We start from the raw sequence: 26706 nt of genomic DNA, 5'->3' as shown, positions 1-26706 counted from the left end.
CCAGGCTGATGGAGGCCCGATTTGACTGAATGGGACGGTCTGACACTACTGACCCGCTGGTTGATCTACATCTCACTGTCCACCGCCCTTGGCGGTGCCATCAGCCTGCGTTTTCTGCGCCGTCAGGAAACGATTCTCTCTCGTCTGCGCCTCTATACCCTGGTATCCCTGTTCTCAGGGCTGCTGGCCTCCCTGGCCTACTTTTTTGTCAGGGTGGGGGCGTTCTCCGAAACCGGCCTGGCCGGTATGTTCGATCCCATGATGCGGCAGGTGCTTTGGCAGTCACCGGTGGGTGATGAGCTTTTGCTCAGGCTGCTGGGTTTGGCTGTGCTGTTTGTGGCGTTGCTGCTGACGCTGCCGCTGAACCGCTCGGGCCGGGTCGGTGCTGCAGAAGTGCTGTGTCTGCTGACAGGGAGTGTGCTGCTGGGTGCCTCTTTCAGTCGCACCGGGCACACCACGCAGCTGGACCTGTTTGCCTCGGCTCTACTGACCATCCATGTGATCATCGGTGCCTGGTGGATCGGCTCTATCTACCCGCTATGGCTGGTCACTCATCGCCTCTCCCGCGAACGGGCGCGCCATGTGCTGGAACGGTTTGGCTCGCTGGCGTTCAAGGGAGTGGTGCTGCTGGTGCTGGCCGGTGGCGTGCTTGTCTGGCGCCTGACCGGTGGTGGCCAGGGGATCCTGACCACGCCCTATGGGTTCTGGCTGGTGTGCAAGGGTGCGTTGGTGGCGCTGATTCTGGTGATCGCGGCTTACCACCGGTATCAGCTGGTACCGGCGCTTGTCGATGGCGGCACGCGAGCGCGCCTGAAAAAGTCCCTGACCCTGGAAAAAGCGGCTGGCTGGGGCATTTTCGGCGCTACTACGGTGCTTGCCACGCTGGTGGGGCCGGGTCACTGAGCCGGTTGACCAGGGTTATTCAGCTCCAGGCGGGTTTGTTCGATCACCAGATTTCGGAACCACCGATGCATCGGATCCTGATGGTAGCGTGCATGCCAGTACAGATAGAAGTGGATGATAGGTTGCGGAATCTCCTTCGGTAGAGGACGTGTCACCAGCTTACGATTCTGGCACAGCCACTCCACCTGGCGTTTCGGCAGCGCAAAGACAAGGTCCGTGTTTTCACAGAAATCGGGCACGTTGAAAAAGCTCGCCAGCCGCGCCGCGACTTGTCTGCGGTAACCCATCTGCTTCAGATGAGTGTCGATAATGGCAGGGCCCCTGCCACTGATTGATACAAACCCGTGGGTCGCTTCCAGGTAACGCTCCAGCGTCATCTCGCCCTGTGCGAGGGGGTTGTCTAATCCCATCACGCATTCCGAGTAGGTGTTATCTATCTCAACCCGGTGAAACTGGTCGGTGGCGAAGTCTGGCTCCTGTCCGCTCAGCGCCAGGTGGAGTTCGCCGCGGGCAAGGCTGACAAAGTAATCGCTGGGTTTGGAATGAATTTCCAGGCGCATACCCGGGGCATCACGACGCAGTTTTTGCATGACCCCCGACATATACAGGGTTGCTTCAAGATCCAGGCACCCCATGTGCAGGCTGCCCGACGCTTCGGCTGGATCGAAGGATAGCGGGGCCACCATCTGCTTCACCCCGGAGATCACATTCTTGAGCATCGGTTGTAAGTGGCGGGCGCGGGCGCTCAGATCGTATCCATGTTCGCCCCTCACCAGCAGCTGGTCAGCAAACAGTTCACGCAGCCGCTGCAGGGCCCGACTGACCGCCGGCTGGCTCATATTCAGGCGCTGGGCGGCGCTGGTTACCTGTCTCTCTTCCAGCAGCGCATCCAGTACGACCAGCAGGTTCAGGTCGATGGCGCGCATATTCACTTCACGCATAATGATAATCACAAATATTCATTGGGAGCATTTATTCTCTGTATTTATGCTCTCGCCATCAAGATATTCAAACTGAGTGTTCCCGATTTCATGTCATCCCAGGTTTCCCTACGCAACAGTTCCAGCCATTACGGCCTGCTCAGCATTCTGATCCACTGGATCATGGCGCTGGCGATCATCGGCCTGTACCCGCTGGGGTTATATATCGATTCGCTGAGCTACTACGACCCGGCATACCGTACGGTGCCGCACTGGCATAAAAGCATCGGTATGCTGGTGTTTGCCACGCTGTTTATCCGCATCGTCTGGAAGCTGTTCAACGCCAGGCCGCAGCCACTGCCAAGCCATGGAACTCTTGTGCGTATTGCCACCAAACTGGGCCATCTGGCGCTCTATCTGCTGATGTTCGTCGTGCTTGCTTCCGGTTACATGATCTCCACCGCCGATGGTGCCCCGATCGAGGTATTCAACTGGTTTGCCGTACCGGCGCTCCCCGAGTTGGTAGAGCGTCAGGAGGATGTGGCCGGCGACGTGCATTACTGGGTGGCCACGGCGTTGATCGCGCTGGCGGGCCTGCATGCGCTGGCGGCTCTCAAGCACCACTTTATCGACAGGGATGAAACCCTTGCTCGCATTTTTAACGCTAAACAGGAGAAGTAACAGGATGAAAATGACCGCTCTCAAAGGGGCCGCGCTGGCGGGTTTCCTGGCTGTCGCACCGAGTGCTTTCGCTGCAGATTACGCCGTTGATACCCAGGGCATGCATGCGTCTGTAAACTTCCGTATCAACCACCTGGGTTTCAGCTGGCTGACAGGGCGCTTTAACGATTTTGACGGTACCTTCAGCTACGACGCTGAAAATCCGGCGAACTCCAGCGTGAGCATGGAAATCGATACCGCCAGCCTGACCACTAACCACGCTGAGCGTGACAAGCACATCCGCAGCGATGACTTCCTCGACGTGGATGAATATCCGACAGCCACTTTCCAGAGCACCTCGTTCGTGCCCAATGAGGATGGTACTGGTGTACTGACCGGTGACCTGACACTGCATGGTGTCACCAACGAAGTGACAGTGGACGTGACCAAGATCGGTGAAGGCGAAGATCCCTGGGGCGGCTATCGCGCCGGTTTCTCCGGCACAACCGAGTTCAAACTGAAAGACTTCGGCGTCGATTACAACCTGGGTCCGGCTTCCGAGACGGTTTACCTCGATATCGAGCTTGAAGGTGTTCGCAAGTAAGGCCGCTTTTCCAGCCTGATCAGGCGGGTTCCTACAAAGCCAGGGTGATTCCCTGGCTTTTTTCGTTAGGGATTTTGATCCAGAAAAGATACAGTATCATCGCGCCTGATCGGGTCGGCTGACCACAGGCGCGGTCTCTTCTATGCTGATCCGGTACCTGTAAGAGACAACACTGGGCAACAAGTACAAAGCGGAGCGGTAATGCTGAAACAATCTAACTTCCGGGAGCTGGGGTGCGCAGAATGCGCAAGCTCGGAGTGCCTTGATTTCGAATTCACCATGGCGTTTCAGCCGATCGTTAATATCCGTACCCGTTCGGTATATTCCCAGGAAGCGCTGGTACGTGGCCTGAATAATGAGCCGGCCGGTGTGGTGTTTGAGCAGGTGAACGAAGGTAACCGCTACGCGTTTGATCAGGCATGCCGCGTCAAGGCGATTCAGCTCGCTGCCAAGCTGGGCATCGATTCCTATTTGAATATCAATTTTCTGCCGACAGCCGTGTATCGCCCGGAGCTGTGTATCCGCACTACCCTGGCGGCTGCAGCGCAGTATGGATTTCCCCCCGAGCGGATCATCTTCGAGTTTACCGAGGTTGATCAGGTGGACAGCCCGGAGCACCTGCTGAGTATCGTTGAGCATTACCGCCATCTTGGTTTCAAGACCGCCATCGATGATTTCGGTGCCGGCTATTCCGGTCTAAATATGTTGGCGGATACGCCGACGGACCTGATCAAGCTGGATATGGCCCTGGTCCGCAATATCGATCAGGACAAAACCCGTCAGGCCATAGTACGTGGTGTCGTTGCCATCTGCCGGGAATTGCAGATCGAGGTGATCGCCGAAGGTGTCGAAACCGCCTCCGAGGTGAAAGCGCTGGCGGAAGAGGGGATCGAGCTGATGCAGGGCTATTATTTTGCCCGGCCTTCCTTCCGTTCTGTTGCGACCATTGACGATAGTAAATACGCTGTCTGATCTGCCGATCTACAGCTGCTGCTGGATCTCCTCTGTTGCCGGATTAGAGCGCCATGAACCTGGAAGTGTTACTGCTTTTTATACCCGCCTGTTTTGCCCTCAACCTGACACCGGGACCCAATAACCTGCTGGCCATGAACAATGCCCAGCGCTTCAGTCTGACCAGCGCACTGCTGGCCGGCGTGGGACGGCTGCTAGCCTTTGCCTTGATGATCGCGCTGGCGGCCGGTGGTCTGGCGATGGTGCTTTATACCTCGGAGTTCGTCTTTACCGCCATCAAGGTGATCGGTGCGCTGTACCTGTTCCATACCGCCTGGAAGCTCTGGTTTGTGGGCACGGGGAAACAGCAGGATGTGAAGCCGGATTCAACGCCGGGCCTGCAAGCGCTGATGAAGCAGGAGTTCCTGCTGGCGGCGGGTAACCCCAAGGCGATTTTGATCTTCACGGCGTTTCTGCCCCAGTTTGTTGATCCGGCCGGCAATGTGCCGCTGCAGTTTGCTATCGTCGGTGGCCTGTTTCTGCTGATGGAGTGGGTCGCTATCGGCCTGTATGGCGCGGCGGGCGTTTATCTGCGTCAGTGGTTCGCGCGCCCGGCGGGGCAGCGGCTGTTCAACCGTATCTGCTCGGTTCTGCTGGCCGGCGCCGGTGGCGGGTTGCTCGTTTCCCAGCGTTGAAAGTTTGAAATTTCCTTCTGTTGCAGCCACGGTTTAAGGAACAGTGGCAACAGAAGGAGATAACGTGAGTGACTTTCTTCAACACTGGCAAGATGCTGCCCTGACCAGCACGGGCTTTTTCTGGAGCGCCCTTTGGGCCTTTGTTCTCGGTTACCTGATCAGCAGTCTTATCCAGGTACTGGTCACCGAGCGCCGGATGCAGCGTGCGATGGGCAGCGATGGCCCGCGCAGCGTGGGGCTCGGCACGCTGTTTGGTTTTATCTCCAGCTCCTGCAGCTTCGCCGCGCTGTCGACAACCCGGGCGCTATTCCAGAAAGGCGCGGGGCTCGTACCATCCATCGCCTTCCTGCTTGCCTCCACCAACCTGGTTATCGAACTCGGTTTCGTTATCGCCATTTTCCTTAGCTGGCAGTTCGTCGTCGGCGAGTATCTCGGCGGTGTGCTGCTGATCCTGTTCGCCTGGCTGTTTATCCGGCTCACCAACCCGAAAAAGCTGATCCGCCAGGCGCGGGAGAAAGCCGCTGGAGACGGGGATGATGACGATGACAACGGAAGCGACTGGAAACAGACGATTACCTCACGCCAAGGTTGGCAGCAGATCGGCCAGACCTATGTGATGGAGTGGCAGATGGTCTGGCGCGATGTACTGATCGGTTTTACCCTGGCGGGTGTGATATCGGCCTTTGTACCGGATACGTTTTTCCAGACCCTGTTTGTCGGTTCGGGCAGAGGTGAGGCGCTGGATGTCCGCTTCTGGGAGGTGCTGGCACAGACGATTATCGGCCCGGTGGCGGCGTTTTTCACCTTCATCGGATCCATGGGGAATATTCCGCTGGCGGCGCTGCTGTATGACCACGGCGTCAGCTTCGCCGGTGTCATGGCGTTCATCTTCTCTGATCTGGTGGTATTGCCGGTGCTGCGCATCAATGCTGGTTACTATGGCTGGCGCATGGCGCTCTATATTCTGCTCACGCTGCTGCTCGGTCTCGTCTGCGTCTCCCTGCTGATGCACTACGGCTTTTCGATGCTGGATATGCTGCCGGATGCGGCGCAGAGCGAGTCGATTCTGGAGCGGGACTTTTTTGCGCTGAACTATGGCTTCTGGCTGAACCTGGTGGCCGTGCTGGTGACACTGGCGCTGCTGGGGTTTGCCCGCCAGGCGATGCAGGGTGATCAGGCGGGCCATCAGCATCACCCTGGCGAGGATCACGGCGAGGACCAGAGTGAGTCTGGGCACGGCCATGAGACTGAGCCGTCCCCTGGGGAATCTGGCCATCAACACCATCATCACGATCAGGGTAGCGCTGGTCTGGGTGACCGGGTGCTGAATAGCCTGGTTGTTGTGGCTTTTATCTGGTTGGTCGCCGGTCTGCTGCTGGCCCTGATCCTTTAGCCAGGGATGAGAAAACCTTGCCGGGCCTTTTGCCTGTCCCCGGGCTCTCTGGCACTCTTTAGCGCTGGTTAACGACTCACAGGGAACATGAAGTGCTCAGCGAACAGTGTAAGACCCGTGTGCAGGGTTATCTCGACAGCAGTGGCTCGGGGCCGGGGAAAATCATTGATTGGATACTGATCGGGCTGATCGTCTATTCCGTGGTCACGCTGACCATCGATACTATCCCCGGGCTGTCGCCGGCACTGAAGCGCTTTCTGACAATATCCGAGGTGGTCGTCACCCTGATATTTACCCTGGAGTATGCGCTGAGGGTCTATTCTGCGCCGAATCGCTGGCGTTATATCTTCAGTTTCTGGGGTCTGATCGACCTGGTGGCGATCGCGCCGTTCTACATTTTCCTGGGGCTTGGCCTTGCCGGCGTCGACCTGCGCGGCGTCCGTGCCTTTCGACTGCTCCGAATACTGCGCTTGCTCAAACTGGCACGTTACAGCCGCACGCTGGCGCGCTTTCATCGCGCCTTTGAGCTGGCCCGTGAAGAGCTGCTGATCTACCTGCTGCTGACACTGATTCTGCTGTTTGTCTCTGCCACCGGGATCTACTACTTTGAAAATCCGGCCCAGCCTGACGCCTTCGCTTCTATACCCCATTCACTCTGGTGGGCGATGGTCACCCTGACCACCGTCGGCTACGGCGATGTTTACCCGATAACCGCCGGCGGACGTTTCTTTACCTTCTTCGTGTTGATGGTTGGGCTCGGCATAGTGGCCGTGCCCACGGGGCTGATCTCCAGTGCGCTGTCACAGGTCCGTCGAGAGGAGAGCGATGCCCGGCTGGCAGCGCTGGAGGCCGAAGAAGCGGCGCAAGGCAGGGGCGATGGCTGATCTGTTGTCGCGGGTACATAAGGTCAGCCAGGATGCCCTGGCCAGCGGTGCGCTGGAACCGATACCGACCTGTCAGGAGGTGGTCGAAGAGCAGGGCGTTGAGTTCCTGCTGCGGGTGCTGGATAACCTCTCCCGCAAGGATGAGGCGCGGGATAAACTGAAACGGGCCGGCGCCCACAGAACAGATCCGTTTCTGCCTTACGACCCGGCCCTCTATGTGGAGGAGGTGGCACCACGCCATCGCTGCCTGCTGAACAAGTTTAACGTGGTGCAACACCATGTTCTGATCGTGACCCGTGAGTTCGAGCCGCAGACTGATCTGCTTGATGCTGGGGATTTCCAGGCGCTGGTTCACTGCATGGCGCAGATGCCGGGACTGGGCTTTTTCAATGGCGGCGAGATGGCAGGTGCCAGTCAGCCGCACAAGCATCTGCAACTGATACCGCTACCGATGGCACCTTTCGATGTGCTGCCATTCTCTGCTTCGATCGCTGAGGTTCCGGTCGGCGGACCTCAGTGTTGCCCTGCCTTATTGTTCCGGCACGGGTTGATCCGTTTCCCATCATCCCCATCTAAAGAAACCAAGGAAAATGCTCAGGTAATGCTGAGGGCGTATCTTACGCTCAGGACCTATCTGGATCTCGGTGAGGCCGACCCCTACAACCTGCTTGTCACTGATGAGTGGATGATGCTCGTGCCCCGTTCGCAGGAAAAGTGGCAGGGGATCTCGTTTAACGCCCTGGCGTTCTGCGGTGCGATGCTTGTCAGAGATGGGGAACAGGCATCGCTGTTGAAAAAAGAGGGGCTGATGCAGGCACTGGCCGCTGTCACCTGAGGGGGGATTTTTAACCCGCAGTTTCCGCTATTTTTGTGCTGTCAGAGCAGTAAAACGACGCCGCCGGCGGCCTAGACTCTTTGCCACGGACTGGCGTTGTTTACAGATGTTGTGGCCAAACCCATCGCCATAAGCGTGACGACCAATGTACACGCACGGCAAACACTGAAGGTGAACGATGAAAGCAGCTAAGCTTACCGCTCCGGGCGGCTTGCAGAATATCACTATTGAAGAGGTCGCGGACCCGGGCGCCCCGGCCCCTGGTGAGATCCGCGTGGCAGTGCGTGCCTCCTCCCTAAACTTTCACGACCTGCTGGTTGCCAACGGTAGCAGCCCCACCGCAGATGGTCGTGTGCTGATGTCCGATGGCGCCGGCGTTGTGGAAGCGGTCGGTGAAGGCGTCAGTGAATTCAAGGTGGGCGATGCCGTTGTTTCCTGCTTCTTCCCGCAGTGGTCGGCGGGGCCTGCGTTCACTGAAGTGGGCAACTTTGCCGGCACACCGGGCGATGGCATAGACGGCCTGGCCGCCGAATACGTGGTACGCCCGGCCTCTGCGTTCACCCACGCGCCCAAAGGCTGGAGCCATACTGAAGCCGCCACTATCACCACGGCGGGTCTGACCGCCTGGCGCGCGCTGATCGGCGATGGCCAGCTCAAGGCGGGCGATACCGTACTAACCCTCGGCACCGGCGGCGTCTCTATCGCTGCTATCCAGATTGCGCGTATGCACGGTGCCAGGGTGATCGTCACCTCGTCCTCCGATGAAAAACTCGCCCGCGCCATGGAGCTGGGCGCTACCGCCGGCATCAACTACCGTACCCAACCCGACTGGGCAGAAAAGGTGATGGAGCTGACCGACGGCAAGGGGGCCGATCATGTGATCGAACTGGGCGGTCCGGGCACCCTGGCGCAATCGATTCAGGCAGCGACCGTTGGCGGGCATATTTCGCTGATCGGTGTGCTGACGGGGCTGCAGGGTGATGTGCCGACCGCACTGCTGATGGCCAAGCAGATACGCCTGCAGGGGCTGATCGTAGGGAGTCGCCTGCAGCAGCAGGACTATGTAGCGGCGCTGGAAGCCTCGGGTGTTAAACCGGTGATCGACAAGGTGTACCCGCTCGAATCGATCGCTGAAGCGTTCGAGTACCAGACCAGCGGCAGCCACCTGGGCAAAATCTGCCTGGAGTGGTAAGGCCAGACTGTCAAAGCCCGCCTCCTTGAAGGCGGGCTTTGCTTTAATTCTTTATCTACCTGGTACCTTCAGCCCAGGTGTTTACCGGTCTATCTGGGGCAGGCTGCCCCAATAACTAGCCCGGTAGCGTAACAGCAAACCCCGCTCACAGAGTTCTCTGACCTGATCCTCAACAGAAGGCCTACCCGTTTTGACACAGACGGATGCCCGTCTATGCTAAAAACCACAACTAAAATAAGGTCAAGTGGAGGCACCCCCAATGGCTTCCAGCCCCACCGGTGAAGACGGCTCAGCCGTTGCATATCCGGTTATCCATAAAGCCAAAGCCGCAGCCGGCACTCAGCCGAATCTGATCGACTATGAGGCAACCCGGGCAGAGTTCACCTGGGACAGCATCCGCTCTGAACTCGACGGCCTGCCTGGTGATTGCGGGCTCAATATTGCCCATGAAGCGGTGGACCGCCATGTGGCCCATGGCCGGGGCGACAAGATCGCTCTGCACTGGCTGGGCAAAAGCGGCGATTCGCTGGAATTCAGTTTCGACTCTCTGCGCCGCCAGACGAATCGTTTTGCCAATCTCCTGCAGACCCTCGGTGTCGGGCAGGGCGATCGTGTCTTCGTACTCTGCACCCGCATTCCTCAACTCTATATCGCAGCGCTGGGTACCCTGAAACATCGCGCGGTGTTCTGCCCGCTGTTCTCCGCCTTTGGTCCCGAACCTATTGCCGAGCGGGTCAACGCCGGTGAGGGCAGGGTGCTGGTGACCACACGCAAGCTGTACGAGAAAAAGATCGCGCCTTACCGCGAGACGATGCCGGGGCTTAAGTTTGTGCTGCTGGTGGATGAGGCCGGTAGCCAAATCGATCTGCCCGGTACCTTTGATCTGCAGGCATTGATGAGCGCCGCCAGCGAGGAATACAGCATCGGCCCCACCGATCCCGAAGATATGGCGCTGCTGCACTTCACCAGTGGGACCACCGGCAAGCCCAAGGGGGCGATTCATGTGCACCAGGCGGTGATGATGCACTACATGACCGGTAAATACGCCCTGGACCTGCACGAGGACGATATCTTCTGGTGTACGGCTGACCCCGGCTGGGTCACCGGGACCTCCTACGGCATCATCGCGCCGCTGCTGCATGGTGTGACCATGCTGGTGGATGAGCCGGATTTTGATGGTCCCCGCTGGTACAGCGTCCTGCAGGATCAGGGCGTCACGGTGTGGTACACGGCTCCCACGGCGATCCGCATGCTGATGAAACTGGGTACCGATCTGGCGAAACAGTACCACTTCAATCGACTGAGGTTCGTCGCCAGTGTCGGCGAGCCACTGAATCCCGAGGCGGTGGTCTGGGGACAGGATGCCCTGGGAATGGCGATCCACGACAACTGGTGGCAGACCGAAACCGGCGGCATCATGATCGCCAACCTGCCGGCGCTGGATATTCGTCCCGGCTCCATGGGGCGTCCGCTACCTGGGATCACGGCCACCATCGTGCGTCGCCTGGAAGAGGGCGGCATAGAAGAAATCACCGACCCGAACGAGGAGGGCGAACTGGCACTGACGCCGGGCTGGCCCTCCATGTTTCGCGGTTATCTGCACAATGAAGAGCGCTACAACCGCTGCTTTGTCGATGGCTGGTACCTGACCGAGGATCTGGCCAGACGTGATGCCGACGGTTACTTCTGGTTTGTGGGCCGCGCCGATGACCTGATCAAGTCCGCAGGACACCTGATCGGTCCCTTCGAGGTGGAAAGTGCATTGATCGAGCATCCGGCGGTGGCAGAAGCCGGCGTGATCGGTGTACCCGAGCCGACCCTGGGCCAGATGGTCAAAGCTTTTGTCAGTCTCAATCCCGGTTTCGAACCCAGCGAAGCGCTCAAGCGCGAACTGCTCGGTCATGCCCGCAAACGTCTGGGAGCAGCAGTGGCGCCGAAGGAGATCGCCTTCGAGGACAAACTGCCGAAGACGCGCAGCGGCAAGATCATGCGGCGTCTGCTGAAGGCGCGGGAAACCGGTGAGACCCTGCGTGATACCTCGACCCTGGAGGACTGAGATGAGCGAAGCAGCCGAACCCCTGCCCGATGATGTCGATGGCGAGCATGCGCTGGCACTCTATACCGAGATGCTGAGGGTGCGCCGCTTCGAGGAGAAGTGCGCCGAGATGTACAGCAAAGGCAACATCCGCGGCTTTCTGCACCTCTATATCGGCGAGGAGGCGGTAGGTACTGGCATCATGCAGTCTGTTGCTCCCGATGATGCGGTGGTTGCCACCTACCGTGAGCATGGGCACGCGCTGTTACGCGGTATCCCCATGAATGCGGTGATGGCGGAGATGTATGGCAGGCAGGAGGGATGCAGCCGTGGCCGGGGTGGATCCATGCATCTGTTCGACAAAGATACACATTTTATTGGTGGTAACGCGATCGTCGGCGGCGGCATGCCGGTGGCTGTGGGCTACGCCCTGGCTTCTAAAATGAGGGCCGCGAAGATGCAGAACAGCGGCGCTGTCGCCTGGTGTATCTTCGGCGAAGGCGCGATGGCGGAAGGTGAGTTTCATGAATCGATGAATCTGGCCGCGCTCTGGCAATTGCCGGTGGTGTTCTGCTGCGAGAACAACTACTACGCCATGGGCACGGCGCTGGAGCGCTCGGAATCGGAAACCCACTTGGTGGAGAAGGCGCGCAGCTACAAGGTCAGCGCCGAGGTGGTCGACGGGATGGATGTATTGGCGACCGAGGCGGCGGCAAAGCGCGCTGCGGATAGCGCCCGTGCCGGTAACGGCCCCTATTTTCTGGAGTTCCAGACCTACCGGTTCAAGGCGCACTCCATGTTCGATGCCGAGCGTTACCGCAGCAAAGCGGAGGTGCATGAGCACGAGCTGCACGGCCCGCTGCGGACCTTCGATGCGCGCCTTGAAGCATCGGGATTACTCGATGACAAAAAGCGGGAGTCTCTGGAGGCGGAGATCGCCAGGGAGATCGACAGCGCCGTGGCCTTTGCCGAGGCGGGTACTCTGGAGCCGGTCAGTGAACTCGGTCGCTTTGTCTATTCGGAGGTGCAGTCATGAGCACGGATGTACCGGCAGGCATGCGCGAGATCACCTACCGCGAAGCGGCCCGCGAAGGGCTGCACGAAGCACTCGTTAACGACGAACGGGTGTTCCTGATGGGCGAGGATGTGGGCCGCTATGGCGGCTCCTATGCAGTCAGTCTCGGCTTTCTCGACGAGTTCGGCCCGGAACGGATCCGCGATACCCCGCTATCGGAATCCGCGTTTGTCGGTGCTGGCGTCGGTGCGGCGATTGGCGGTATGCGGCCGATTGTGGAGGTGATGACCGTCAACTTCAGCCTGCTGGCGGCGGACCAGATCATCAACACGGCGGCCACCTACCTGCATATGTCCGGCGGACAGATCAATGTGCCGCTGGTGATCCGCATGGCCACCGGCGGTGGTCTGCAACTGGCGGCGCAGCACTCCCACAGCCTGGAAAATCTCTACGCCCATGTGCCTGGCCTTAAAGTGCTGACGCCGGCCACCGTCGAGGATGTGCGGGGGATGCTCGCCACCGCCCTGGCCGACCCGGACCCGGTACTGATCTTTGAACACATCCTGCTCTACAACCGCAAAGGGTTGTTGCCGGAAGGCGCCGGTGCTGTCGATATCGATAAAGCCCGGGTGCGCCGTGAAGGCACCCAGGTCAGCCTGATCACCTACGGTGGATCCCTATGGAAATGCATGGACGCTGCCGAGCAGCTGGAAAAAGAGGGGGTCGATACGGAGGTGCTGGACCTGCGCACCCTGCGTCCTCTCGATGATGAGGCGATCATGGCCACGGTCAGAAAGACCGGACGTGCTGTCATTGTCGATGAGGGTTGGCGTAGCGCTGGCATCTCGGCGGAGATTACAGCGCGTATTCATGAACAGGCCTTTTATGAACTCGATCAGCCGGTACAGCGGGTCTGTACCGCCGAGGTGCCGATTCCCTATGCCAAGCACCTGGAAGACGCCGCCTTGCCGCAGGTGGAGGATATCCTTGCAGCAGCCAAACAACTGGTGAGCGGCAATGGCTGATTTCACCATGCCATCACTGGGTGCCGATATGGAGGAGGGCACGCTGGTCGAGTGGATGGTCAAACCCGGTGATCAGGTGAAGAGCGGTGATGTGGTCGCCGTAATCGAAACCACCAAGGGCGCCATCGAAACGGAGATCTTTGAAAACGGTAAGGTCGGTGAACTGCTGGTAGAGGTAGGCGAGACGGTGCCGGTGGGAACAGTGCTGGCTAGGATTATCGGCTCCGATGAAAAAGCCGGAGCCGAAACGAAGACCTCGGAAGCTGAACCGGAAGCGCTAGAGCCGGTGACGCCACCCGAGCCGCAAGCGAGTGAACCTGCCCCCAAACCGGCCATTGCTGCAGCGTCTGGCGTCGTGCGCGCTTCGCCCGCTGCACGTAAACGCTCGATGGAACTGGGGTTGGCGTTGGCGGATATCGAAGGCACTGGCCCGGGCGGTGCGGTGACGCTGTCGGATGTCGACGCAGTCTCGGAAGGCAAGAAGGCACTAGAGCCGCGCCCGAGTGTGAAGCGCGGCTTCGATCCCGAGTCGATGCGTAAGGGGATCGCCGCCGCCATGGCGCGCTCGAAAAAGGAGATACCGCACTACTACCTGTCCACCCGGATCGATATGACCCGACCCCAGCAGTGGCTGGCCGAGGAAAATGCCAGGCGCAAGATAGCCGACCGCCTGTTGCCGCTGGTGCTGCCGTTGAAAGCGATGGCGCTGGCACTACGCAAGGTACCCGAGCTGAACGGGTTCTACAGGGACGGCGCCATTCAGCAGGTCGAACAGATTCACATCGGCGTGGCGATCGCTCTGAGGGGCGGTGGGCTGGTCGCACCGGCTCTGCACGATGTGGATCGAAAGACGCTGGATGAGGTGATGCAGGATCTCAACGACCTGATAACCCGTGCCCGCAGCGGCATGCTGCGCAGCTCTGAAATGACCGACCCCAGCATCACCCTGACCAATATGGGCGACACCGGCGTCGAGGGTATCTTCGGTATTATCTATCCGCCCCAGGTGGCGATCGTCGGACTGGGTAAAGTGGTTGAGCGCCCCTGGGTCGTGGACGGCCGGGTCGAACCCCGGCCCGTCATGCTGGCGTCGCTCTCCGCCGATCATCGTGTCAGCGATGGTCACCGGGGCGCCATCTTCCTCAACACGTTTGAATCACTGCTGCAGACCCCGGAGGCGTTGTGAACGAAATGGCCAAAGACTCTGAACAGATCCGCACTGTATTGAAGCGGGAGCTGGGTAACATCGCGCCTGAAGCGGATCTGGATACACTGGATTCCTCGGCCGATATTCGCGAGGAGCTGGATATCGACTCGTTTGACCTGGTCCGCTACATCACAGCGGTTTGTGAGGAGCTGGGCATGGATGTGCCCGAGCAGGACTATATCGAGCTGACCACCCTGGAACGGGCGGAAACCTATCTGCTTAAGCTTGTCTGATCTTGTGAAGCGGGCGGCGGAGAGCCTCAAGAGGCAGAAGCGTTAGGGGAAGCGGCGCAGTCGCGTCGAGCAGTCGAATCTAACCGCTGTTTATTCGACAGGGCTCACGCCTGCTACCGGAACCGCTTCCTGAAAGCAAAAAGGCAGCCACGCGGGCTGCCTTTTTCATGATAGCGGTAAGCTTAGCGGGCGCCACGCACCGCCGCAGACAGTGAGCGGGTCAGTTCTGCAATTGCCTCGGTGCCCTGGGCGGGTGTTGCGGCGTTTTCGACACAGTCGGTGAGGGCAGAACCTACAACCACCGCGTCGGCAAACTGTGCAATCCGTTCCGCCTGTTCAGGGGTGCGGATACCGAAGCCGACAGCGATCGGAATATCGGTGTGGGCACGGATGGCGCTGACTTCGCCTTCGACTTTTTCCGGTGTCGGAGCTGCAGCGCCGGTCACGCCGGTGCTGGAGACGTAGTAGAGGAAGCCGGAGGTGTTTTCCAGTACCAGCGGCAGGCGCTTGGCATCGGTGGTCGGCGTAGCCAGACGGATGAAGTTGATACCGTGTTTCTGGGCAGGCACGCACAGCTCGTCATCGTGCTCCGGCGGCAGGTCAACAACGATCAGGCCATCCACGCCGGCTTCTGCGGCCTGGGCCAGGAAAGTCTCCACGCCCATGCAGTAGATCGGGTTGTAGTAGCCCATCAGCACCAGCGGGGTGTCCTGATCCTTTTTGCGCAGTTCGCGGACCATCCGCAGGGTTTTCTGCATGTTCTGACCGGCGGTCAGGGCACGCAGAGAGGATTTCTGGATGGAGCTGCCATCGGCCATGGGATCGGTGAACGGCATACCCAGCTCGATCACGTCGGCACCGGATTCGGACAGGGCGATCAGGTTGTTAAGACCGGTATCGTAATCCGGGTCACCGGCGCTGATGAAGGTCACCAGTCCCGCACGGTTCTGCTGCTTCAGCTCGGCAAAACGGCGGGAGATACGGCCTTGGGTATTGGTTGTACTAGTCATTATCTCTCTCCTTCAGTCTTCGAGCTGATCGGCCAGGTGCGCGGTAACGGTTGCCATGTCCTTGTCGCCACGGCCGCTCAGGTTAATCACCATGATGTGGTCCTTCGGCAGCGTCGGCGCGATTTTGATCGCGTGGGCGATAGCGTGAGAGGACTCAAGCGCAGGAATGATGCCTTCCAGGCGGCAAACCATCTGGAACGCTTCCAGTGCTTCGTCATCGGTGGCGGAGACATACTCACCACGGCCGACTTCATGCAACCAGGCGTGTTCCGGGCCGATACCCGGGTAGTCGAGGCCGGCGGAGATGGAGTGCGCATCCTGAATCTGACCATCTTCAGATTGGAGCAGGAAAGTGCGGTTACCGTGCAGTACGCCCGGCGTACCGCCCTTGAGGCTGGCCGCGTGCTTGCCGGTATCGATACCGTAGCCGGCCGCTTCAACACCGATCAGGCGTACGGACGCATCCTTGATGAACGGGTGGAACAGGCCCATGGCGTTGGAACCGCCACCGATGCAGGCGACCAGAGAGTCCGGCAGGCGGCCCTCTTTCTCAACGATCTGTTCACGTACTTCGCGACCGATAACGGACTGGAAGTCGCGCACCATCTCAGGATAGGGGTGCGGGCCGGCAACGGTACCGATGATGTAGAAGGTGGAATCCACGTTGGTCACCCAGTCACGCAGGGCGTCATTCATGGCGTCCTTCAGGGTGCCAGTACCGCTGGTTACCGGAATGACCTTGGCGCCCAGCAGCTTCATGCGGTGCACGTTGGGCTGCTGACGGTCGATATCGGTGCTGCCCATGTAGACCACGCATTCCAGGCCGAAACGTGCGGCGACCGTAGCGGTAGCTACGCCGTGCATGCCGGCGCCGGTTTCAGCGATGATGCGCTTCTTGCCCATCCGCTTGGCGAGCAGGATCTGGCCGAGGCAGTTGTTGATCTTGTGCGCGCCGGTGTGCATCAGGTCTTCGCGCTTGAGGTAGATCTTGGCGCCGCCAAGCTTCTCGGTCAGGCGCTCGGCAAAGTAGAGCGGGCTGGCACGTCCCACGTAGTCTTTCTGCAGGGCTTCCAGCTCGGCATAGAACTCAGGGTCGTTCTTGGCTTTCTCGTATTCGTTCTGCAGGTCCAGAATCAGCGGCATCAGTGTTTCGGCGACGAAACGGCCGCCAAACTGGCCGAAGAAGCCGCGGGTATCCGGGCCGATCTCAGGAGTAGTTGTCTGTGTCGGGGTAGTCATTGTTAACTCCTTATCGCAGGGGCTGCATCGTTTTCGCAGGGGCTGCGTCTTTTGATGGACCAAGAATAGGAAAATTCCCCGCCTGTGAAAATCGATTATTTTGCGCTAACCTGTGAGAAAAACTGACAGGTATGTTTTTTGTGTCTCAGTCACTCCCTTCGTTAAATGCCTTAAGAGCCTTCGATGTGGCGGCGCGTACGCTCAGTGTGTCGCGTGCGGCTGAACAGCTCAGTGTCACCCATGGTGCGGTCAGTCGGCAGATCCGTCAGCTTGAAGAGCAGTTGGGCGTGAGCCTGTTCCGACGGGAGGGACGGGGACTTACGTTGACTGCACAGGGTGAGCAGTTGCGCGCCACAACCTCACAGGTATTCGATCAGCTGACACAGACCTGCGATCAGCTTAAACGTGCCGCCGTTGATGCGCCGCTGGTGCTGGGCTGCTCGGGCAGTTTTCTCGCCCGCTGGTTTATTCCCCGGCTGGATCGGATGCAGCGTCATTGCCCTGATCTTAAGCTGCACCTGACCGCCAGTGATGACCTGAAGTGGCCGTTGCCGCCGCAGGTTGATATGGCACTGCGCTTTGCCGAACCGCCCTGGCCCAAAGACGCACACGTGATCGACCTGGCACCGGAACGGATGGGGCCGGTCATGCGCCCGGACCTGCTGGCGGGCGATGTTTCACCCTCCCAGGATCTGTTATCGAAACTGCCGCTGTTGCACACCCGCTCGCGTCAGCAGGCCTGGCCACTCTGGCTGGAAGAGCAAGGGCTGGATCGCCCGGTGAGGGATGAAGACAAGTCATTCGATCACCTGAACTACATGCTGGAAGCGGCACTGGTGGGGCTCGGCGTGGCAATCGCTCCAGCCTATCTAGTGGAGGAGGATCTGCGCACCGGTCGTCTGGTAGCGCCCTGGGGCTTTATAGAGACACCGGCGAGGCTCGGACTCTGGTTGCCGCCGGGAGAGCTGTCAGCGGGGGTGCAACAGCTGCTGGCCTGGCTGGAAGCAGAGCTTGGCGCGGCCCATTGAGCTGAGTTCAGGGCACCGCCAACTCTTTATATTCCTCAGTCGAATCACTTGCCGGAAAAATATGAATTTGTGTTGTTTGGTGGCCGGCCGGTAAAGTGACGTGAAAAGAGCCTGCGTCACAGCCGGCATGCCCGGCACTCTCCTGGGGGATATCGGCCTGGGGGATATCGGGCCTTCCGACATATAAGAACAACAGTCAATCGCTCGGCCTCTCCGGTTTTTTATCGCTTTTTACTTCCGCTACTGACTGTAAGGACATGATTTCATGGGCCTCTGGATACCTTTCACCCTCTTTGCCGCGCTGATGCAATCCTGGCGTAACGCCTTTCAAAGCCGGCTCAGCAAAGAGATCAGCACGGCCGGTGTTACCCTGGCCCGTTTTCTCTGGGCGTCTCCGCTGGCGGCCCTGTACCTGGCACTCCTGTACTACTTCGATCCGGCGCCGGTTCCCCATTTCGAAACGGGTTTTGTGGTCACGGTCCTGGTGGCTGCGGTGTCTCAGATACTGGCCACGGCGCTGATGGTGATGCTGTTCCGGTTACGCAACTACGCCATCGGTGTGGGTCTGGCGAAAAGCGAGGCGGTCATTGCCGCAGCTCTCGGAGCGCTGTTCTTTGCTGCGCCCCTGACACTGCTGGGCTGGGTAGGCGTTTTTATCGGGGCACTTGCCGTATGGCTGATGGGCAATACCGGTGCTATCCGTGAGCTGCCGCTGAAAACCGTTGTTACCGGGCTTGGCAGCGGTCTCTGTTTTGCGTTGACGACACTCTGGGTGCGTGAAGCCTCGTTGATGCTGGATCTCAGCTTTCCTCACAGTGCCGCCTGGGTATTGCTTTGGGTTATTTCGGCGCAGACGCTGATTCTGCTGGTCTGGCTGGCGCTTCGGGAACCCGCCACCCTGGGCGAGCTTTGGCGCCGGCCGAAGATGGTCATGCTGACCAGCCTGTTCAGCTGCCTGGGTTCGCTGGGCTGGTTTACCGCCATGAGCCTGGAAACCGTGGCGCTGGTTAAAACCCTGGGGCAGGTGGAAGTGCTCTTCACGCTGGCAATCTCCGCCGGCTGGTTCCGGGAAAAACTGGGGCAGCGGGACCTCCTGGGTATAGGGCTTATCGTTGCAGGTGCAATGTGTGTAATCCTGGCCTGATGCTAAGAATGTTGGAGTGCTAACTGTCGGCGACCGCTGCCTTCAGCAGGTCGGAGCGGCAGGCTTCCAGTACTTCCGACGCCAGGGCTTGGTCACCCAGGGCCCTGGCGACCGCCACACCACCGATCATCATCACCACGCTGCGCAGGGCCGCCTGCTGTTCCTCCGGCGTCCCAGCCTCGCCCTTTGCCATCCGTTTCACCAGCCCCTGAAACACCTGTGACCAGGTGGAGCGGACACCCTCGTCCTGATGCGCCATATCGCTTACCAGAAATGCCAGCGGGCAGTGAATCGATCCGCCCTGGCAATGCGTCTCGCTCAGATAGGCGCGGATAAACGCCTCACGCTGCTCTGCCGTGGCGTTGGACTCGGGCAGGAAGTCGTCACCGGAGCCATTCGCAGCGTGCAGAATCGCTTCGGCGTAGAGCCCGGTCTTGGAGCTGAAGTGGGCGTAAAACGCACCCCGGGTCATACCGGCAGCCTGCATCACCTGATCGATACTGACGTTATCGAAACCCTGGCGCGCAAATAAACCGGCGGCGGTGGTAAGTATTTTTTCGCGGCTGCGCTGCTTGTGTTGCTCGCTCCAGGCCATGAGGGCAATCTCCCGAACTGATTTGAGAATATGTTCTTGAACATATTGTGGTCCCTGCGAGGATAGATACCAAGTGTTTGTCATACAGATGGGAGTTAATGAAATGGACACACTGCATATCTACGGGCCCGAGTTCAGCACCTTTGTGCGCACGGTGATGCTCTGCTGCGAAGAGAAAGGGATCAGCTATACGGTGGGTACGGAAGTAAACGGATCTGATGTGCCGTTCAAAAGTGAGGGGCATCTGGCCTGGCACCCCTACGGCAAGGTGCCGGTACTGTTGGTAAACCAGGAGCCGCTTTTCGAAACCGGCGCTATCTGCCGTTATCTAGACAGCGTTTATGCAGGTGTTGCCTTGCTGCCCAGCGATCCCTGGGCGCGGGCGCTGATCGACCAGACCAGCTCTGAGATCGCGATCTATGTGTACGATGCGCTGATTCGGGATCTGGTGCTCGAGTTTTTCTTCCCCAAAGGCGAGGGCGGTCAGGTCGATATGCAGGCGGTAGAGGCGGCGATACCGGCGGCCCAGGCTTCGATCTCGCGGCTGGTGAGCATCCTCGGTGATCAGCCGTTTATCGGTGGAGCGGACTATACCCTGGCTGATGCGATGCTGCTGCCGATACTGGGTTATGTGGCCGAGTTGCCGGTGGCTGATCAGCTGTTTGCCGACGCGGGTACTCTGACCGCGTACCTCGACCGGCTGCGTGGGCGAGAATCCTCCCGCAAGGTGCTGGCGGCTCAATAACGGGGCGATTTAAAGGGCCGATTTAAAGGGGGAAGGCCTGACACTTTGCCGGTGTTAAAACACGAGTGTTAGACGGTATGCTCGGTGCTTTGTGTAGCGAGAGCAAGGATGGCAGAGCTTTTACCCTGGCAGTATGCGTTAATCGGTCTGGTGTTTGTCTGGAGCGGCTTTGTCCGCTCAGGGCTGGGTTTCGGTGGGGCTGTGCTGGCCCTGCCGTTCCTCCTGTTGGTGCTGAACAAGCCACTGGTATTCCTGCCGATCATCTCCATCCATCTGTTGATCTTCTCCTCCTGGATCGCCTTTAAGGGCTGGCGCGAACGCAAGTCGCAGGACGTCGCCGGCAGTAATATCGACTGGCACTATCTTGGTCAGTCGATGAAGGTGATGATCATCCCCAAGCTGGTGGGGGTGTTCGGCCTGCTGACGCTACCGGCCGAGATCCTGAGCAGCATTATTTTCGTGATCGTGATCGTTTACGCCATCGGCTATGTGCTCAACCGCCCGTTTCGCAGCAAGCGCCCCTGGATGGACAACCTGTTCCTTGCCCTGGGCGGTTATGTCAGCGGCACCTCGCTGATCGGGGCACCGCTTATCGTCGCGGTCTACGCGTCCCATGTGGCCAAGCACCAGCTGCGCGATACGCTATTTGTGCTCTGGTTTATCCTGGTGGCGATCAAGATGGTCTCGTTCATGATCGCCGGGGTGGATCTGCAGCTGATCCATCAACTCTGGCTGCTGCCCTGCGCCTTCATCGGCCACCTGATTGGCGAGCGCTTCCACCGCTATATCATCAGCAACGAGACGCCGCTGTTTTTCCGCGTGCTTGGCAGCGTGCTGATCGCGGTCAGTGTGGTTGGGATCCTGCGCCAGTTTGCGCTGTTCATCCAGGCCTGAGTGCGGTGTTGGCAGCTTCAGCTTTACGCCGATTTTCGCTAAGGTGCCCAGAGTCGTTTAAGGGTAAAAAGTATGTCTCGCCTGGAACTGAAATGCCCGCCACCGCTGGTTGCCGCCGTCTGTGCGCTGCTGATCTGGCTGAGTCGCTGGGCAGGGTTTAAATCGCCGCTGCAGGGCGATCTGAGCTGGCTGAAATATGGCCTGGTTTTTACCGCCTTACTCTTGGGTCTGGGCGCGCTCTATCAGTTTCGTCAGCGCGGCACGACCTTTCATCCGCATACCCCGGAGAAAACCCGCGTGCTGGTAGACTCCGGTCTGTTCCGCTATTCACGCAATCCGATGTACCTGGGGATTCTGTTGCTGCTGAGCGCCTACGCCCTGCATGAGCCGAGCTGGTTGGCGCCGCTCTGGCTGGTCGGCTTTGTACTCTATATGAACCGCTTCCAGATCCACCCGGAAGAGCGCGCGCTCAGATCACTGTTCGGCGCGGAGTACACGCGTTACATGGCACGTACAAGGCGCTGGATCTGATGCTGAAATCACCGCTCTACCTGCGTTGGCTGGCGCTGTTCGCCGGCGCTCTGTTGCTGGCGGGGATGGTCACGCCACTGCTGACACTGACACGGCTCTGGCTGTTCGACGACCGGCTGTCGATCCTCGGCGGTATCGCCCAGCTCTGGGTGCAGGGGCAGTACCTGCTGTTTGTGCTTATTCTGGCGTTCAGCGTATTGCTGCCGCTGGCGAAGCTGGGCGTACTGATTCGCCTGCTGACACTATCAGGCAGGGGCAGTCCGGCAACACGGCGTATTCTGCGCCTGATGCATGAGTACGGTCGCTGGGCGATGCTGGATGTGATGGTGGTAGCGATGCTGATTGTGACGGTGAAACTTGGGGTTATCGTCAGCGTCCAGGTGCACTACGGCCTCTATCTCTTCGCCGCAGGGGTGCTATTAACCATGCTGGTTACACGGCAGACGGTAAATTGGCTGGAACGTGACGGATAAAGCGTGCGCAGGGAGGGGAATAAACCAGCCGGAGTTTCCGGCTGGTTTATAGTGACGAGCAATAATCTGGCTTAGAGGCAGAGTTGCTCGCGCAGCTTGGCGATCAGTTTCGCGCCCAGGCCACGTACTTTCTGCAGATCATCAATGCTCTTGTACGGACGGTCAGAAACGATCGCTTTAGCCAGGCGGGGAGACAGGCCTTTCACGCCAATCAGCTCCTCGACCTCGGCTTTGTTGATTGAAACCGGTGCTTTTTCTGCAGGCTCCTTTTGGGCCTTGGCTGTCTTAGCGGGCTGTGCGGCCGGTTTAGCAGCTGAAGTTTTCGCTTCTACTTTGACGGCCGGTTTCGCAGCGGCTTTTTCAGCCGGTTTTTCAGCCGGAGATTTTGCTTCGGCTTTTTCTTCAGCTTCGACTTTTTCTTTGGCTTCGACTTCGACTTTGGCAGCCGGCTGCTCGGCCTTTACGGCTTTCTCGGCTTTGACTTCAGCTTCGACAGGCTTGGCTTCTTTAGTTGCAGCGCTATCGGCATTAGTTGCAGCGCTATCAGCTTCCTTAGTCGCGGCGCTATCGGCTTCCTTGGCGGGCGCTTTTTCAGCAGTCGCCGGTTTAGCCTCGACCTCTTTTTCGTCGTCGTTTTTAGCGGCTGCTTCGGCAGGAATGAAGTCCGGTGTAGCTTCCACTTCTGTGGTGACCGGCGCAGCCTGCTGCGGCTCGCGGACCAGGTCAGGCAGCTGACGGAAATCGCGGGTTACATAGCCAGTGGAAGTCCACTCGCGCAGCATCAGAACCACAGTCCATTCGCCGACCGGCGGCTGGTTCAGTGCCAGATTGAAGTTGCAGTCACGCCATTCGCAGTTGCCATCCAGGTTGCCCAGCTCAGAGCTGGCCAGCGGGAAACCGGTAAATGCGCCACCGGTGTAGGGGGCGTTAAGTGCCCAGAGTTCAAGCTGCAGCGAGCCGGAACGGTTTTCAGCGTCGCGCGGGTTGGTGACCGATTCAACGTAAAGTTCGACGCTGTCGTTCAGCAGCTGGCAGTCAACGCGGCCTTCGATACGGGGCTGGGTAAACAGCTGGCGGTTTTCGAACAGCGCGAAATCATGAACACGGCTGGAGCCTTCTGCGCTTTCACCGACCAGGGCCAGGGCCATCAGGTAGTCGCGATTGCCGGCAGGGGGCAGGGCGAAGGTCTGATCGCGGTAGAAACCATCAGACAGTTGCGGCTGCAGCGGCAGGTCGGCAACGCGGGTACCCTGCGGGGCAGCAGGATCAAAGTTGTCTTCGCAGGCCCAGAGCTGCAGTGACAGGCGCTCGTTTGCGACCTGCTCTGGTTCCAGAATGCCGAGGCTTGCACCGAGCTGTGCGATGTCGCCGTTGAAAGAGTATTCGATTTGTCCGTTAAAGCGAATGGCGGGGTTGTTCATGGTTAGCTTGTACCTGTTATTGGGAGGCTTGAAGAACGGCGCCATTATAGGGCGGAAATATGACGGATAAGTAGCAGTAGATGCAAAAGTCTCTTAATTAATTGATTTTGTGAGATGTTAATAACTTTTCGGTGTTAAAAGCGGTATGTTTGGTGCACTTTTATGGTGCGATTTTGTCGGGTTTCCTACAAATTCCTATCGACTTGTGTGGCTCGGTATCGGGTCGCTGGTGTAGAACAGCCGGGTAAGAGCCACTTTTTACGAAATGTAGGATCCGGTGGAGTAAATATCAAAATTAAATAATGAATGTGTAAAATTCAAAATATAAGTAACTCTGCTGAGTTACGAATAAATATAATCATTTTTTGAAATATCGCTTAAAAGCGCCTTGTCAGGCTACTTGCAGTATCCGTCTCAGCTGGCATCATCGTCCGCCTTACAAACAAGCTAAGGAGCGCTGTTCCCTTGTCCCTCTCTCCCCATCAGGCTTACCTGGCCGCCCTTGAAAACGGGTTCAGCGACGACCCGGCGCAGCGTCAGGCGATTGGATACCTCGAACACTGCTTTCAGGCGCTGCACAAGCGCGGGCGCAAGCCGATCAAGGGCGTGTACATGTACGGGCCGGTGGGGCGCGGCAAGACCTGGCTGATGGACAGGTTCAATGAGGGGCTGGGCATTCCGTCCCGGCGCCAGCATTTTCACCATTTCATGCGCTGGGTACACCGACGCCTGTTTGAGCTGACCGGTCACAGTGACCCGTTGAAGCAACTGGCGGATGAACTGGAAAATGAACTGCGCGTTCTCTGCCTGGATGAGCTGTTTATCAACGATATCGGCGACGCCATGATTCTGGGACGTCTGTTCCAGCTGCTGTTTTCACGCCGCATCGTGCTGGTGCTGACCTCCAATCAGCCACCCGATCTTCTCTATGAAGGCGGGCATCACCGGGACCGGCTGTTTCCCGCCATCGAGGCGATCAAGCAGCACATGACCGTCGTGGATGTGCTCGGCACCGAGGACCACCGCCTGCATCCGGGAGCGCGTACCGAGCGTTACTGGGTTAAGGATCCGGATGAGCCCGAAGCGATGGACGCCTGCTTCCGGGAACTGGCGCAAAGCTCCGGCAGTACCGCCAGCCTGACCATCGGCAGCCGCACCGTACCGGTCACGCGCCAAAGTTCACGGGTGCTCTGGGCAACCTATGATCAGCTTTGTGAAACACCGCTCTGGGCCAACGATTACATTGAACTGTGCGACCGTTACCGCCAGATTCTGCTCAGCGAGGTGCCCTGCCTGGTCAGTGACGACAACCTGCCGGCGATCGCACGTGGTACCGAAGATGCTGTAGAAAAGGTCGATACCGGGGACCGTCAGCTGCCGTACCGCTCAAAAATGGATAACGGCGTACGCCGGTTTATTGCGCTGGTGGACGAGTGTTACGACCGGGGTGTGCCGCTTTACATTGAGGCCCAGGTGCCGATGGATGAGCTTTACCCGATCGGCTACCTGGAGTTCGCCTTCCGCCGTACGCTCAGCCGCCTGAAAGAGATGCAGTTGGCCAGATTTGGTATCAACCCCTAACAGGATATTGAAAAACTATCTGCGTTGCCGAATGCCGCGTTAAAAACAGGCTTAAAATGCTCATTTAGTTCACTAAACTCCGCTTTTTCGCCTGTTTTTGCCTTGCCTCGGCTGCCTCGAAAACGATTTTCAATACCCTGCTAATCATCGATCTCCGGCAGGGTGATCGCCAGCGCGGCGCCGCCCAGGCAGAGGCAGGAGAGCAGCAGGATAATACCGCTGATATCGAGCACGGCGCTCAGTGCACCGGACAGGCCCATCAGCAGCAGGATAACGCCGATCACCGTGTTGCTGACCGAGACATAGTCGGTGCGCTTGTTACCCTCGGCCAGGTCCACCACGTAGGTCTTGCGGCCGATGCGTACGCCCTGATGGGCGATGGTGAGCAGGAAATAAGCCAGAGGCATCAACCAGAACAGGCTTAACCAGCCCGGCTGAAAAGTGGCGATGGCGAAAATAACTATCCCCAATACCGAGGTTATCAGCGCCGATACGATCAGTACCCGGCGGCTCGAGACATCGGCAAACTGCCCCCAGAACGGACCTGAAATCAGGCTGGCTGCTCCGCTGGCAAGGATAAAAAGCCCCAGCAGATAAGCCGGCGAACCCAGGCTTTGCTGGGCCAGCACCACGTAGTAGGGCGCGGTCAGCGCCGAACACAGCATCAGCGCCCGTGTCACCACAAAACGGCGAAAGGGTTTGTCGCTGCGCAGCAGGTCGAGCCGTTTCATCGCCTCGGCAAAGCCGTTTTTACCGCCGCTGGTTTCGCCCGGGTACTCCTTCACCCGTGAATACACCAGTGCCGCGATCAGCCAGAGACAGCCCGCGCCAGCCATCAGGATACCGTAATGAACCGGCTGTAACTCGCTGCCGTCGCTGAGCAGCAGGGCAGCACCGAAGCCCAACGTAATCAGTCCGGCGGCCGACGCCGACCAGCCCGAGAGCTGTCCGCGCTGACGCTTCGGAATCGTCTTGCCGATCACATCCTTGGACGCCACCGAGCAGAGTCCGCGTGACAGGCTGAAAACTGTCAACAGAGCGATAATGCACCAGCCGGCAACAGCGCCTTCCAGTAGCCAGGCCGCCAAGCCGATACCGAAGATCGACAGCGCCTGGAGGATGCTGCCAAGCACCCAGATACCCTTGCGCACCGGCATACGGCGCACGTAACTGGCGATCACCAGCTGCGGGATCATCGAGCCGGATTCGCGGATCGGCACCAGCAGACCAAACAGATAGAGCGGTGCGGCAACGCTCTGCAGCACCCAGGGAAGGATAATCTTCGGGTTCGATAAGGCATCGCCGAGCTGGGTCAGAAACTGGCTGAGCAGGGTCAGCAGAAAGTTGCCCGGCACCTCACGACAGGCGGCTTCATCGATCGCCTTGCAGGCGCGGGCATCCTCCTGGTTGATCAGTTTCTGGTAGAGATCCACGGTCAGATTGTGCGCTTTGCTCATATCCGTATAGCACCTTTCTGTGTGAGACTGGATCGG

27 protein-coding genes are annotated in these 26706 nt (G+C 58.9%); 21 read left to right on the top strand and 6 right to left on the bottom strand.

Annotated features, from left to right (window positions below; genetic code table 11):
* Positions 1-21 precede the first annotated feature (21 nt).
* On the top strand, positions 22-903 hold the full coding sequence (locus ACQUQP_RS13325; RefSeq protein ID WP_432695520.1) for a copper resistance D family protein: 882 nt from the start codon (positions 22-24) through the stop codon (positions 901-903).
* On the opposite strand, the gene ACQUQP_RS13320 is transcribed toward ACQUQP_RS13325, so the two are convergent.
* Complete coding sequence (locus ACQUQP_RS13320; protein ID WP_432695519.1) at positions 897-1844, bottom strand: LysR family transcriptional regulator; 948 nt, start codon at positions 1842-1844, stop codon at positions 897-899. The two genes, ACQUQP_RS13325 and ACQUQP_RS13320, sit on opposite strands and share 7 nt — an antisense overlap.
* A 90-nt stretch (positions 1845-1934) precedes the next feature.
* On the opposite strand from ACQUQP_RS13320, the gene ACQUQP_RS13315 reads away from it, so the two are divergent.
* From ACQUQP_RS13315 to ACQUQP_RS13255, 13 genes are all read left to right on the top strand, one after another.
* Complete coding sequence (locus tag ACQUQP_RS13315; RefSeq protein WP_432695518.1) at positions 1935-2504, top strand: cytochrome b; 570 nt, start codon at positions 1935-1937, stop codon at positions 2502-2504.
* A 4-nt stretch (positions 2505-2508) separates the two neighbouring features.
* Entirely contained in the window at positions 2509-3087 is a 579-nt protein-coding gene (locus ACQUQP_RS13310) for a YceI family protein (protein WP_432695517.1), read from the top strand.
* 201 nt (positions 3088-3288) lie between these two features.
* Complete coding sequence (locus tag ACQUQP_RS13305; protein WP_432695516.1) at positions 3289-4059, top strand: EAL domain-containing protein; 771 nt, start codon at positions 3289-3291, stop codon at positions 4057-4059.
* 53 nt (positions 4060-4112) lie between these two features.
* The gene (locus ACQUQP_RS13300; protein WP_432695515.1) at positions 4113-4733 is read left to right on the top strand and encodes a LysE family translocator; all 621 of its coding nucleotides are present in this window, start codon (positions 4113-4115) and stop codon (positions 4731-4733) included.
* Positions 4734-4797: 64 nt separating this feature from the next.
* Positions 4798-6126: a permease gene (locus ACQUQP_RS13295; protein WP_432695514.1), complete on the top strand. Its 1329-nt coding sequence runs from the start codon at positions 4798-4800 to the stop codon at positions 6124-6126.
* A gap of 92 nt (positions 6127-6218) precedes the next feature.
* Entirely contained in the window at positions 6219-7010 is a 792-nt protein-coding gene (locus tag ACQUQP_RS13290; RefSeq protein ID WP_432695513.1) for an ion transporter, read from the top strand.
* Positions 6952-7845: an ATP adenylyltransferase family protein gene (locus tag ACQUQP_RS13285; RefSeq protein WP_432695512.1), complete on the top strand. Its 894-nt coding sequence runs from the start codon at positions 6952-6954 to the stop codon at positions 7843-7845. The genes ACQUQP_RS13290 and ACQUQP_RS13285 overlap by 59 nt, the downstream gene beginning before the upstream one ends.
* Before the next feature lie 178 nt (positions 7846-8023).
* Entirely contained in the window at positions 8024-9037 is a 1014-nt protein-coding gene (locus tag ACQUQP_RS13280; protein ID WP_432695511.1) for a zinc-dependent alcohol dehydrogenase family protein, read from the top strand.
* A gap of 259 nt (positions 9038-9296) precedes the next feature.
* Positions 9297-11093 (top strand): acetate--CoA ligase, encoded by a 1797-nt coding sequence (acsA, locus tag ACQUQP_RS13275; protein WP_432695510.1) that lies wholly within the window; start codon positions 9297-9299, stop codon positions 11091-11093.
* Between the two features lies 1 nt (position 11094).
* On the top strand, positions 11095-12108 hold the full coding sequence (gene pdhA / locus ACQUQP_RS13270; protein WP_432695509.1) for a pyruvate dehydrogenase (acetyl-transferring) E1 component subunit alpha: 1014 nt from the start codon (positions 11095-11097) through the stop codon (positions 12106-12108).
* The gene (locus ACQUQP_RS13265) at positions 12105-13112 is read left to right on the top strand and encodes an alpha-ketoacid dehydrogenase subunit beta (protein ID WP_432695508.1); all 1008 of its coding nucleotides are present in this window, start codon (positions 12105-12107) and stop codon (positions 13110-13112) included. The genes pdhA and ACQUQP_RS13265 overlap by 4 nt, the downstream gene beginning before the upstream one ends.
* Positions 13105-14298 (top strand): dihydrolipoamide acetyltransferase family protein, encoded by a 1194-nt coding sequence (locus ACQUQP_RS13260; protein ID WP_432695507.1) that lies wholly within the window; start codon positions 13105-13107, stop codon positions 14296-14298. The genes ACQUQP_RS13265 and ACQUQP_RS13260 overlap by 8 nt, the downstream gene beginning before the upstream one ends.
* 5 nt (positions 14299-14303) lie before the next feature.
* On the top strand, positions 14304-14552 hold the full coding sequence (locus ACQUQP_RS13255) for an acyl carrier protein (protein ID WP_432698704.1): 249 nt from the start codon (positions 14304-14306) through the stop codon (positions 14550-14552).
* Positions 14553-14734: 182 nt separating this feature from the next.
* Here the strand turns inward: ACQUQP_RS13255 and trpA are convergent, their stop codons facing one another.
* Together trpA and trpB are read right to left on the bottom strand one after the other, a co-directional pair.
* Entirely contained in the window at positions 14735-15562 is an 828-nt protein-coding gene (gene trpA, locus ACQUQP_RS13250; RefSeq protein WP_432695506.1) for a tryptophan synthase subunit alpha, read from the bottom strand.
* 12 nt (positions 15563-15574) lie between these two features.
* Positions 15575-16801: a tryptophan synthase subunit beta gene (gene trpB, locus ACQUQP_RS13245; protein ID WP_432695505.1), complete on the bottom strand. Its 1227-nt coding sequence runs from the start codon at positions 16799-16801 to the stop codon at positions 15575-15577.
* Between the two features lie 140 nt (positions 16802-16941).
* Between trpB and ACQUQP_RS13240 the strand changes: the two genes are divergently transcribed.
* Both ACQUQP_RS13240 and ACQUQP_RS13235 read left to right on the top strand, forming a co-directional pair.
* Positions 16942-17829 carry a LysR family transcriptional regulator gene (locus tag ACQUQP_RS13240; RefSeq protein WP_432695504.1) on the top strand — a complete coding sequence of 296 codons (888 nt, stop codon included), beginning with the start codon at positions 16942-16944 and terminating at the stop codon, positions 17827-17829.
* Between the two features lie 265 nt (positions 17830-18094).
* Positions 18095-18973 carry an EamA family transporter gene (locus tag ACQUQP_RS13235; protein ID WP_432695503.1) on the top strand — a complete coding sequence of 293 codons (879 nt, stop codon included), beginning with the start codon at positions 18095-18097 and terminating at the stop codon, positions 18971-18973.
* Positions 18974-18992: 19 nt separating this feature from the next.
* On the opposite strand, the gene ACQUQP_RS13230 is transcribed toward ACQUQP_RS13235, so the two are convergent.
* Complete coding sequence (locus ACQUQP_RS13230) at positions 18993-19568, bottom strand: TetR/AcrR family transcriptional regulator (RefSeq protein ID WP_432695502.1); 576 nt, start codon at positions 19566-19568, stop codon at positions 18993-18995.
* A 103-nt stretch (positions 19569-19671) separates the two neighbouring features.
* On the opposite strand from ACQUQP_RS13230, the gene ACQUQP_RS13225 reads away from it, so the two are divergent.
* The 4 genes from ACQUQP_RS13225 (at position 19672) to ACQUQP_RS13210 (ending at position 22211) form a co-directional block, all read left to right on the top strand.
* Entirely contained in the window at positions 19672-20313 is a 642-nt protein-coding gene (locus ACQUQP_RS13225) for a glutathione S-transferase family protein (protein ID WP_432695501.1), read from the top strand.
* A 108-nt stretch (positions 20314-20421) separates the two neighbouring features.
* Positions 20422-21207 carry a TSUP family transporter gene (locus ACQUQP_RS13220; RefSeq protein WP_432695500.1) on the top strand — a complete coding sequence of 262 codons (786 nt, stop codon included), beginning with the start codon at positions 20422-20424 and terminating at the stop codon, positions 21205-21207.
* Positions 21208-21279: 72 nt separating this feature from the next.
* On the top strand, positions 21280-21738 hold the full coding sequence (locus ACQUQP_RS13215) for a methyltransferase family protein (RefSeq protein ID WP_432695499.1): 459 nt from the start codon (positions 21280-21282) through the stop codon (positions 21736-21738).
* Complete coding sequence (locus tag ACQUQP_RS13210) at positions 21738-22211, top strand: paraquat-inducible protein A (protein ID WP_432695498.1); 474 nt, start codon at positions 21738-21740, stop codon at positions 22209-22211. The genes ACQUQP_RS13215 and ACQUQP_RS13210 overlap by 1 nt, the downstream gene beginning before the upstream one ends.
* A gap of 71 nt (positions 22212-22282) precedes the next feature.
* On the opposite strand, the gene ACQUQP_RS13205 is transcribed toward ACQUQP_RS13210, so the two are convergent.
* On the bottom strand, positions 22283-23632 hold the full coding sequence (locus tag ACQUQP_RS13205; RefSeq protein WP_432695497.1) for a helix-hairpin-helix domain-containing protein: 1350 nt from the start codon (positions 23630-23632) through the stop codon (positions 22283-22285).
* A 465-nt stretch (positions 23633-24097) separates the two neighbouring features.
* On the opposite strand from ACQUQP_RS13205, the gene zapE reads away from it, so the two are divergent.
* On the top strand, positions 24098-25213 hold the full coding sequence (zapE, locus tag ACQUQP_RS13200; protein WP_432695496.1) for a cell division protein ZapE: 1116 nt from the start codon (positions 24098-24100) through the stop codon (positions 25211-25213).
* A gap of 140 nt (positions 25214-25353) precedes the next feature.
* On the opposite strand, the gene ACQUQP_RS13195 is transcribed toward zapE, so the two are convergent.
* The gene (locus ACQUQP_RS13195) at positions 25354-26670 is read right to left on the bottom strand and encodes an MFS transporter (protein WP_432695495.1); all 1317 of its coding nucleotides are present in this window, start codon (positions 26668-26670) and stop codon (positions 25354-25356) included.
* Positions 26671-26706 lie beyond the last annotated feature (36 nt).

The sequence above is a fragment of the Marinobacterium sp. YM272 genome (assembly GCF_050908845.1).
In the GTDB taxonomy this organism is placed as follows: Bacteria; Pseudomonadota; Gammaproteobacteria; order Pseudomonadales; family Balneatricaceae; genus Marinobacterium_D.
This window is presented reverse-complemented; position numbering and strand designations above follow the sequence as displayed.